Genomic DNA, 9,417 nt, shown 5'->3' with positions numbered 1-9,417 from the left:
CAACACGGGGCGTTGGGGGGGGGGGGGGGGCTACGCCTCCTGGTCTCGGGGGGGGGGGGGGGCCGGGGGGGGGGGGGGGGTCGAGGTCACCACGGAGGCCCAGCACGGCCAGGCGGTCCTCGTGGTGTCGAACACGGGTCCCGTCGTGCCCGCGTACGAGATCGACAACCTCTTCGAGCCGTTCAGGAGGCTGCGGACCGAGCGGACGGGCAGCGACAAGGGCGTCGGGCTTGGCCTGTCGATCGCCCGGTCGGTGGCGCGGGCCCACGGGGGCCGTATCATCGCGGAGCCGCGCGAGGGGGGAGGGCTCGTGATGCGAGTCACCCTTCCTCTCTGAGATGCTGCCGCGGACGCGCCGATGTGTTCGCTTTGCGCGGAATTTTCTGGACCTGCTCCCGGAGATTCCATGTGCGATCGATCACAGGAGCGATTTTTCGGCCATCTACTCTCCGTGATCGTGAAAGTCGTCGGAAAGCCGGGAAAATCCGGGTTTTCGGGGGTCTTGATCACGGGAAGTACACGGGGTGGCGCCTGTGAAGTGCGACATCCGGACCGTGTACGGTCCCGATCGCCATCCAAACCGATCACCTCTTCAGGGGTGCGGTTGGGTGTCGATTGAGTAACAGACCTTGATGTGAGGCAAAATCTCCGCCTCAGGTCGGGCACAAGTCCGGCCTCTCATGCGTTACGTGCGCTGAGACACCGCAGACACCCAGAGGGGGAGAGCGACATGGCAACGGACTACGACACCCCACGCAAGACCGACGATGACGTCAACGAGGACAGCATCGAGGAACTGAAGGCGCGGCGGAACGACAAGTCGACCTCGGCCGTAGACGTCGACGAGTTCGAGGCCGCAGAGGGCCTTGAGCTGCCCGGCGCGGACCTTTCGAACGAAGAGCTCGCTGTTCGGGTGCTCCCGAAGCAGCAGGACGAGTTCACCTGCATGAGCTGCTTCCTGGTGCACCACCGCAGCCAGCTGGCCAAGGAGAAGAACGGCCAGCCGATCTGCCGCGACTGCGACTAGGGCAGGGTCGGCCGTGACAGGCTCGACCCCGCCCAGGAAGCGCCGCTTCCGCAAGCGTGGAGCGGACCAAGAGAACGGCGCCTTCGACGGCGTGCGTGACGACGAGCGGGGCTCTTCCCCCAACGGAAAAGCCTCGCTCGGACCAGCGAACGCCCTGGAGGCGGCACACGACGCGACGGCGGTCGACAAGGCGTCCGGGACCAACGGGTCCAAGGGCCGCGTTGCCGCCGTCACGAACGGAGTCAGGGCGGGCGTACGCGCGAGCGGACGCGCCGCCAGAGCCGGCATCGGCTATCTCGCCGACCGGATCATCGAGAACGCCCCGCGGATCCCGGTCCGCGACCTGGACACCCTCCGCAAGCAGTTCCCGGGCCTCGGCCCCGATCAGCTCGCGGACAAACTCATCTCCGGCGCGGCCAACGCGACCTCGACGGTCGGCGCCGGAATCGGCGCGGCGGTGATGCTGCCCGTGCCGCCCGCGATGCCCGCGGAGCTGGCCGCCGAGATCACCGGCGTCGCGGCGATCGAGCTGAAGCTGATCGCCGAACTCCACGAGGTCTACGGCCGCCGCCCGCCCGGCAATCTCAAGGAGCGCAGCTCCGCCTACCTCACCGCGTGGACCGAGGAGCGCGGCATCGACGTAGCGAAGCCCGCGACGGTCAACGCGGCGCTCGGCGGCCAGATGAAGCGCGAGCTGCGCCAGCAGATCATGAAACGCATGGTGCGGAACCTCCCGAACCTGATGCCCTTCATGGTCGGCGCCGCGGTCGGGGCGGTGATGAACCGCCGGGACACCAGGAAACTCGCTGAGCGGGTCCGTGCGGACCTGCGGAGGTCGCAGGTGCCCTGGGGCGCCCTCATCGAGCTGCCGCCCCTTGAGCAGCCCGCGCAGCCCCTGGACCCGTCACGTCCGGGCAACCCGCCAGAGGAGCTGGGCGCCTGACGCGCCTAGGAAGCCCGTACGGCCGTGAGCGCGGCCGCGAGCGCCTCGGGGTGCCGCGTCGACACGTACACGTAGGGAGTCGGGTCCTGCGGGTCCGTGATCTCCACGCGCAGCGCCGTGGGGATGTAGGCGCGCAGCAGCATGAAGGCGCGCGGATCGGCCTTCGGCCCGCGCCAGGCGCGCGCCTCCTCCGCGTCGAGCACCTCGGCCTCGCCCAGGGCGGAGACCGGGATCTTCGCGTCTCCCACGACGAGTGAGTCCGCCACCACGCGGATCCGCGGGGAGCCGTACGAACTGGTGACGACCGCGGCGACCGCCGTGCCGGCGGCCAGGCCGCCGAGCAGCGGCAGGGTGCCGAAGGGGAGCATGATCAGCGCCGCCGCGATGCCGACCAGGAGCGAGACAAGCCACCAGGAACGGGGTGCCGTCAGGCGTTCTTCGTAAGGCTGCATGCCAGCAAGCTTGGCACGATGAGTGGAGTCGGTGGACTCGCGGGTAAGGTCTGCGGTCGTGAGTGGTACTTCAGCAGCTCTGACGCCCCCGGCCGACGCAATAGCGCCCGTCCGCCACCCCGACGCGCCCGCCCCCGGCGAGCTCATCGGAGCCCATTACGAGCACTGCTTCGGCTGCGGCGAGGGGCAGGCCCACGGGCTGCACCTCGCGACGCGGGCCGGCGAAGACGTGGGCGTCACCGCCGAGTTCACCGTCCGGGAGGCCCACCAGGGCGCGCCGGGCCTCGCCCACGGCGGGGTGCTCGCCACGGCGCTCGACGAGACGCTCGGCTCGCTGAACTGGCTGCTGCGGGTGATCGCCGTGACCGGCCGCCTCGAGACCGACTTCGTACGGCCCGTGCCCCTGGGCACCGTGCTCTTCCTCGACGCCGAGGTGACCGCGGTCGCCGGGCGGAAGATCTATTCGCGGGCCACCGGGCGGATCGGGGGCCCCGACGGGCCCGTCGCCGTCCGTGCCGAGGCCCTCTTCATCGAGGTCAAGGTCGACCACTTCATCGAGAACGGCCGTCCCGAGGAGATCCGGGCCGCGATGGACGACCCGGACCAGACCCGCCGCGCACGTGCCTTCGAGGTGAACCCGTGACCCCCGTGACCCCCGTGACCGCCGCGCTCCGGCCGGAGCTCGACGTCCAGATCCGCCGTGTCGACCCTGAGGTGCCGCTGCCGTCGTACGCGCAGCCCGGCGACGCGGGGGCGGACCTGCGGACCACCGCAGCATGCGAACTCGCTCCCGGTGAGCGGGCGGTGCTGCCCACCGGGGTGTCTATCGCGCTCCCGGAGGGGTACGCGGCCTTCGTGCACCCGCGATCGGGGCTCGCCGCACGCTGCGGTGTCGCCCTGGTGAATGCCCCGGGGACGGTGGATGCCGGGTACCGTGGAGAGATCAAGGTGATCGTGGTGAATCTCGATCCGCGCGAGAGCGTGCGGTTCGAGCGCTTCGACCGGATTGCCCAACTGGTCGTCCAGCAGGTCGAGAAGGTGCGCTTCCGCGAGGTGGCGGAGCTTCCCGGCTCGGCGCGGGCCGAGGGGGGCTTCGGGTCCACCGGCGGCCATGCTGCCGTGGGCGCAGGCTCGGATCAACAAACGGGTGGGAATCGATACGCATCGGTCGTATCTGACCGGGAAGGACAGTGACGTGTTCGGACGTCGCAAGAAGGACAGTGCCGCCGAGGACGCGGCGGGCGAGGCCGAGCAGGTCGTCGGGGCCCCTGACGGCGCTGACAGTGACGACACGGCCGCGGCGCCGTCGCGCGTGGCGCTCGAGCCCGAGCCCCGCCCCGACGGTCCCTGGGACGCCTCGGAGGTCCGTGAGCCCGGAGAGGGCCGCGTAGACCTGGGCGGCCTCTTCGTACCGGGTGTCGAGGGCATGGAGCTGCGGGTGGAGGTCGCCGGTGACGCGATCGTCGCCGCGACCGTCGTGCTCCAGGACAGCGCCATCCAGCTCCAGGGCTTCGCGGCCCCCAAGAAGCAGGGCATCTGGAGCGAGGTCCGCGAGGAGATCGCCTCGGGCATCACCCAGCAGGGCGGTGTCATCGACGAGGTCGAGGGCCCCCTCGGCTGGGAGCTGCGCGCGCAGGTGCCGGTGCAGCTGCCGGACGGCACCGGCGGCGTGCAGGTCGTGCGCTTCATCGGTGTCGACGGTCCGCGGTGGTTCCTGCGCGGGGTCATCTCGGGCCAGGGCGCGGTGCAGCCGCAGGCCGCGGGACTCCTCGAACAGATTTTCCGGGACACCGTCGTCGTGCGCGGCGAGGGCCCGATGGCGCCCCGCGACCCGATCGTCCTGAAGCTGCCGGACGACGCCCAGATGGTCGCCGAGGGCACCGTCCAGCAGGAGCAGCAGGAGGGCTCGCGCTTCTCGGGCGGCATGGGCCAGCTCCAGCGCGGCCCTGAGATCACCGAGGTGCGCTAGCCGCCCCGGCAGAGCAGCGAGGCCGGTGGGCCGCATTCCCCGACGGGAGTGCGGCCCACCGGCCTTTTCGCGTTTTCGCAGGTGAGAGCGGTACGGCGGCGGCATCCGTAAGAGAGTCGTCAACGGAGTGCCAACGGACGTATGGGAGCCGTCAACGGCGGTCGAATCCGGCCACGGAGGGGGTTTGCTCAAGACGTCAGATCAATCGCATCTCATCTAGGAGCACACGATGGCCGACGTGGCCTTCGTCGTCACCACGCTCGCGGTCTTCGCACTGGTGGCGTTCATCGCCAAGGGGGTGGCGAAGCTGTGACTGCCGAGAACATCGTCGGCCTCGTCGTGGCCGTCGCCCTACTGGGCTATCTCGTCCTCGCTCTCGTGTTCCCGGAGAGGTTCTGAGTACGGCATGAGTCCTGTTCTAGCTGGTGTGCTCCAGTTCCTGGCGCTGATCGCGGCGCTGGCGCTGGCATACCGTCCGCTCGGCGACCACATGGCCCGGGTCTACACCTCCGACAAGCATCTGCGGGTCGAGAAGTGGATCTACAAGGGCATCGGCGCCGACCCGGACACCGAGATGCGCTGGCCCGCCTATCTGCGCGGGGTCCTGGCCTTCTCCGCCGTGAGCATGCTGTTCCTGTACCTGCTCCAGCGGCTCCAGGGTTCGCTGCCCGGCTCGCTCGGCTTCAAGTCCATCGACCCCGACCAGGCGTTCAACACCGCCGCGTCGTTCGTGGCGAACACCAACTGGCAGTCGTACTACGGCGAGCAGGCCATGGGCCACGTCGTGCAGACCGGCGGCCTCGCGGTGCAGAACTTCGTCTCCGCGGCCGTGGGCATCGCCGTCGCGGTCGCGCTGGTGCGCGGCTTCGCCCGCTCCCGCACGGGCGAGCTCGGCAACTTCTGGTCCGACCTGGTGCGCGGCACCGTCCGCATCCTGATTCCGATCTCCGTGATCGGCGCGGTCGTCCTGGTCGCCTGCGGCGCGATCCAGAACTTCTCCGGCATCCACGGAGTCGGCCAGTTCCTCGGCGGCAGCCAGCAGTGGAACGGCGGCGCCGTGGCCTCGCAGGAGGTCATCAAGGAGCTGGGCACCAACGGAGGCGGCTACTTCAACGCCAACTCCGCCCACCCCTTCGAGAACCCCAATGGTTTCTCCAACCTCTTCGAGATCTTCCTCATCCTGCTGATCCCCTTCGCGATCACCAGGACCTTCGGGCGGATGGTCGGCTCCCTCCGGCAGGGGTACGCGATCCTCGCCACGATGGTCACCATCTGGGTCGGGTTCACCGCGCTGATGATGTGGACGGAGTTCCACCACGGGGCTCCCGCGTTCGATGTCGCGGGCGGCGCGATGGAGGGCAAGGAGACGCGGTTCGGGATCAGCGGCTCGGCGATCTTCTCGGTCGCCACGACCCTGACCTCCACCGGCGCGGTCAACTCCTTCCACTCCTCCAACACCGGCTTCGGCGGCGGACTCGACCTCCTCGGCATGCAGCTGGGGGAGATCGCGCCCGGCGGTACGGGGTCGGGTCTGTACGGCATGCTGATCATGGCGATCATCGCGGTGTTCATCGCCGGACTGATGGTGGGGCGTACGCCGGAGTACCTCGGCAAGAAGATCGGCACCCGCGAGATCAAGCTGGCGGCCTGCTACATCCTGATCACCCCCGCCCTGGTGCTCGGCTTCACCGCGGTCTCGATGGCGCTGCCCACGCCCAAGGACTCGATGCTCAACTCCGGGGCGCACGGCTTCTCCGAGATCCTCTACGCCTACACCTCGGGCGCCAACAACAACGGATCGGCCTTCGCGGGGCTGAGCGCGGACACGAACTGGTTCAACACCACGATCGGTCTCGCGATGCTCCTCGGCCGCTTCCTGCCGATGGTGTTCGTCCTCGCCCTCGCGGGTTCGCTCGCCGAGCAGAAGCCGGTTCCGGCGACAGCGGGCACGCTGCGCACCGAAAAGCCGCTGTTCACCGGGTTGCTGGTCGGCGCCATCATGATCATCACCGGTCTGACCTACTTCCCCGCGCTCGCCCTCGGGCCGCTGGCCGAGGGGCTCGCGTCATGACCACCGACACAAAGAAGCCAGAGGAGCCCGGCTCCATGTCCACCGCCACCCCCACCCGTACGCCGAGCCAGGCACCGCACCAGGACGTGCCCGGCGGGCACAAGGACGCCGGCCGCGTCGGCGGGGGCCTGTTCGACCCCCGGCAGCTCCTGAAGTCCCTCCCGGACGCCGTGCGGAAGCTCGATCCGCGCGTCATGGTCAAGTCGCCGGTCATGTTCGTGGTGCTCGTCGGCTCGGTGATCACCACCGTCCTCGCGGTCAAGGACCCGGGCGACTGGTTCGGCTGGGCGATCGCGGTCTGGCTCTGGCTGACGACGATCTTCGCCAACCTCGCGGAGGCGGTGGCCGAGGGGCGCGGCAAGGCCCAGGCGGACACCCTGCGCAAGGCCAAGACCGACACGGTCGCGCGCAGGCTGAACGGCACGGCCGAGGAGCAGGTGCCCGGCACCGAGCTGCGCATCGGCGATCTCGTCGTCTGCGAGGCGGGCGACGTGATCCCCGGCGACGGTGACGTCGTCGACGGTGTCGCGAGCGTCGACGAGTCGGCCATCACCGGCGAATCGGCCCCGGTCATCCGGGAGTCGGGCGGTGACCGCTCCGCCGTCACCGGCGGCACGAAGGTCCTCTCCGACCGCATCGTCATCAAGATCACCACAAAGCCCGGCGAGACCTTCATCGACCGCATGATCAACCTGGTCGAGGGCGCCGCCCGGCAGAAGACGCCCAACGAGATCGCGCTCAACATCCTGCTCGCGTCCCTCACCATCGTCTTCCTGCTCGCGGTCGTCACGCTCCAGCCGTTCGCCGTGTACGCGGGTGCGGAGCAGCCCATGATCGTGCTTGCCGCGCTCCTGGTCTGCCTGATCCCCACGACCATCGGCGCGCTGCTCTCCGCGATCGGCATCGCGGGCATGGACCGCCTGGTCCAGCGCAACGTCCTCGCCATGTCCGGCAGGGCCGTCGAGGCCGCCGGCGACGTCTCGACGCTGCTGCTCGACAAGACCGGCACCATCACGCTCGGCAACCGGCAGGCCGCCGAGTTCGTGCCGGTGCGCGGCACCACCGAGGCCGAACTCGCGGACGCCGCCCAGCTCTCGTCGCTGGCCGACGAGACGCCGGAGGGCCGCTCCGTCGTCGTACTGGCCAAGGAGAAGTACGGGCTCCGCGAGCGCCACCAGGGGGAGCTCGAAGGGGCCGAGTGGGTCGCCTTCACCGCGCAGACGCGGATGTCGGGCGTCGACCTCGTCCAGGACGGAGCCGTGCGCAAGGTCCGCAAGGGCGCGGCCGGTTCGGTCCTCGCCTGGGTCACCGCGAACGGCGGCACCGTCTCCGAGGACGCCCGCACCCTGACCGACACCATCTCGCAGGCCGGCGGCACGCCCCTCCTGGTGGCCGCCGAGGACGACAAGGGTGCGCGGGTCCTGGGCGTCATCCACCTCAAGGACGTCGTCAAGGAAGGCATGCGCGAGCGGTTCGACGAGCTGCGGCGCATGGGCATCAAGACGGTCATGATCACGGGTGACAACCCGCTGACCGCCAAGGCCATCGCGGACGAGGCGGGCGTGGACGACTTCCTCGCCGAGGCCACGCCCGAGGACAAGATGGCGCTGATCAAGCGCGAGCAGGCCGGCGGCAAGCTCGTCGCGATGACCGGCGACGGCACGAACGACGCGCCCGCACTGGCCCAGGCGGATGTGGGCGTGGCCATGAACACCGGCACCTCGGCCGCCAAGGAGGCCGGGAACATGGTGGACCTGGACTCCAACCCCACCAAGCTCATCGAGATCGTCGAGATCGGCAAGCAACTCCTGATCACCCGCGGCGCGCTGACGACCTTCTCCATCGCCAACGACGTCGCGAAGTACTTCGCGATCATTCCGGCCATGTTCGCCGTGGTCTATCCGGGTCTCGACAAGCTCAACATCATGAACCTGTCGTCCCCGGAGTCCGCGATCCTGTCGGCGGTCGTCTTCAACGCGCTGATCATCGTCGCCCTGGTGCCGCTGGCCCTCAAGGGCGTGCGCTACCGGCCGATGAGCGCGGACCGGATGCTGCGGCGCAACCTCGGCATCTACGGCCTCGGCGGTCTCGTCGCCCCGTTCATCGGGATCAAGATCATCGACATGGTCATCTCCCTCATCCCCGGCCTCTAGTCTCCAGCTCCTCGGAAGCGTGCTGATCATCATGAACAACTCAGTCGGAAGCACGGCGCGGTTGCTGGGGGCCGGGCTGCGCGCCCTGCTCGTCCTCACCGTCATCTGTGGTGTCATCTATCCGCTCGCCGTCACCGGGATAGCCCAGGGCCTGTTCCACGACAAGGCCAACGGGTCCGAGATCACGAGCGGGGGCAAGGTCGTCGGCTCCGAGCTCATCGGGCAGCGGTACGACCTGCCGCTGAAGAAGGGCCAGGAGACCGCGCAGCCGGATCTGAAGTGGTTCCAGCCCCGGCCGTCCAACGGCCTCGGTTCCAACCGGGACGCGGGCGTGAACACGCAGTACGACCTGATCCTCTCGGGCGCGACGAACCTGGCGGGCGACAGCAAGGACCTGATCGCGAACGTCAGGGCCGCCAAGGCCGCCGTGATCAAGGACAACTCCACGCCCGGCTTCAAGGTCAGGCCCTCCGACGTGCCGGCCGAGGCCGTCACCTCGTCCGGCTCGGGCCTGGACCCGCACATCTCTCCGCAGTACGCGGAACTCCAGGTCCACCGGGTGGCCGAGAAGAACGGCCTCGCCGTGAACAAGGTCGAGAAGCTGGTCGCCGAGCACGTCGACGGGCGCATCCTCGGCTTCGTGGGCGAACCCCGGGTCAACGTCCTCCAGCTCAACATCGCGCTGAAGGGGCTGGTCTCCGGCGCCGGACAGAGCTGACGTCGCATCAACTCACCCGTGACGCGCGGTGCTCCGGCCGCTTGCCGGAGCATTGCGGGTCGCAATCGCGTACGTCCATACTGC

Annotated in this window: 10 protein-coding genes and 1 pseudogene; 10 read left to right on the top strand and 1 reads right to left on the bottom strand. The window is 69.3% G+C overall.

Annotation, left to right across the window (positions count from 1 at the left end; all coding sequences use genetic code 11):
* Positions 1-73 precede the first annotated feature (73 nt).
* The 3 genes and pseudogenes from ACQKIP_RS30935 to ACQKIP_RS30925 all read left to right on the top strand — a co-directional run.
* Positions 74-337, top strand: a pseudogene (locus ACQKIP_RS30935) (sensor histidine kinase); the annotation flags it as partial.
* 393 nt (positions 338-730) lie between these two features.
* Complete coding sequence (locus ACQKIP_RS30930) at positions 731-1,027, top strand: DUF4193 domain-containing protein (protein WP_055563079.1); 297 nt, start codon at positions 731-733, stop codon at positions 1,025-1,027.
* Between the two features lie 13 nt (positions 1,028-1,040).
* Entirely contained in the window at positions 1,041-1,970 is a 930-nt protein-coding gene (locus ACQKIP_RS30925; protein ID WP_365858309.1) for a hypothetical protein, read from the top strand.
* 5 nt (positions 1,971-1,975) lie between these two features.
* Here the strand turns inward: ACQKIP_RS30925 and ACQKIP_RS30920 are convergent, their stop codons facing one another.
* Positions 1,976-2,422 carry a DUF3093 domain-containing protein gene (locus tag ACQKIP_RS30920; RefSeq protein WP_365858311.1) on the bottom strand — a complete coding sequence of 149 codons (447 nt, stop codon included), beginning with the start codon at positions 2,420-2,422 and terminating at the stop codon, positions 1,976-1,978.
* Positions 2,423-2,480: 58 nt separating this feature from the next.
* On the opposite strand from ACQKIP_RS30920, the gene ACQKIP_RS30915 reads away from it, so the two are divergent.
* The 7 genes from ACQKIP_RS30915 (at position 2,481) to ACQKIP_RS30885 (ending at position 9,333) form a co-directional block, all read left to right on the top strand.
* Positions 2,481-3,065 (top strand): PaaI family thioesterase, encoded by a 585-nt coding sequence (locus ACQKIP_RS30915; RefSeq protein ID WP_365858313.1) that lies wholly within the window; start codon positions 2,481-2,483, stop codon positions 3,063-3,065.
* A gap of 14 nt (positions 3,066-3,079) precedes the next feature.
* Complete coding sequence (dut, locus tag ACQKIP_RS30910; RefSeq protein ID WP_365858315.1) at positions 3,080-3,616, top strand: dUTP diphosphatase; 537 nt, start codon at positions 3,080-3,082, stop codon at positions 3,614-3,616.
* A gap of 1 nt (position 3,617) precedes the next feature.
* A complete protein-coding gene (locus tag ACQKIP_RS30905) occupies positions 3,618-4,391 on the top strand; it encodes a DUF3710 domain-containing protein (RefSeq protein ID WP_365858317.1) in 774 nt (257 codons plus the stop codon).
* Between the two features lie 309 nt (positions 4,392-4,700).
* Positions 4,701-4,790: a K(+)-transporting ATPase subunit F gene (gene kdpF / locus ACQKIP_RS30900; RefSeq protein ID WP_033264828.1), complete on the top strand. Its 90-nt coding sequence runs from the start codon at positions 4,701-4,703 to the stop codon at positions 4,788-4,790.
* Between the two features lie 7 nt (positions 4,791-4,797).
* On the top strand, positions 4,798-6,462 hold the full coding sequence (gene kdpA, locus ACQKIP_RS30895; RefSeq protein ID WP_365858319.1) for a potassium-transporting ATPase subunit KdpA: 1,665 nt from the start codon (positions 4,798-4,800) through the stop codon (positions 6,460-6,462).
* Entirely contained in the window at positions 6,459-8,615 is a 2,157-nt protein-coding gene (gene kdpB, locus ACQKIP_RS30890; protein ID WP_365858321.1) for a potassium-transporting ATPase subunit KdpB, read from the top strand. The genes kdpA and kdpB overlap by 4 nt, the downstream gene beginning before the upstream one ends.
* Positions 8,616-8,646: 31 nt before the next feature.
* Complete coding sequence (locus ACQKIP_RS30885) at positions 8,647-9,333, top strand: potassium-transporting ATPase subunit C (protein WP_365858323.1); 687 nt, start codon at positions 8,647-8,649, stop codon at positions 9,331-9,333.
* The last annotated feature ends 84 nt before the right edge of the window (positions 9,334-9,417 follow it).

Source organism: Streptomyces sp. NPDC059900 (assembly GCF_050270335.1).
Taxonomy (GTDB): domain Bacteria; phylum Actinomycetota; class Actinomycetes; order Streptomycetales; family Streptomycetaceae; genus Streptomyces.
This window is presented reverse-complemented; position numbering and strand designations above follow the sequence as displayed.

Excerpts from the sequence above, each read along its gene's own strand:
- ACQKIP_RS30930 (WP_055563079.1), top strand. The coding sequence starts at position 731 with ATGGCAACGGACTACGACACCCCACGCAAGACCGACGATGACGTCAAC.
- ACQKIP_RS30920 (WP_365858311.1), bottom strand. The coding sequence starts at position 2,422 with ATGCAGCCTTACGAAGAACGCCTGACGGCACCCCGTTCCTGGTGGCTT.
- kdpA (WP_365858319.1), top strand. The coding sequence starts at position 4,798 with ATGAGTCCTGTTCTAGCTGGTGTGCTCCAGTTCCTGGCGCTGATCGCG.
- kdpB (WP_365858321.1), top strand. The coding sequence starts at position 6,459 with ATGACCACCGACACAAAGAAGCCAGAGGAGCCCGGCTCCATGTCCACC.
- ACQKIP_RS30885 (WP_365858323.1), top strand. The coding sequence starts at position 8,647 with ATGAACAACTCAGTCGGAAGCACGGCGCGGTTGCTGGGGGCCGGGCTG.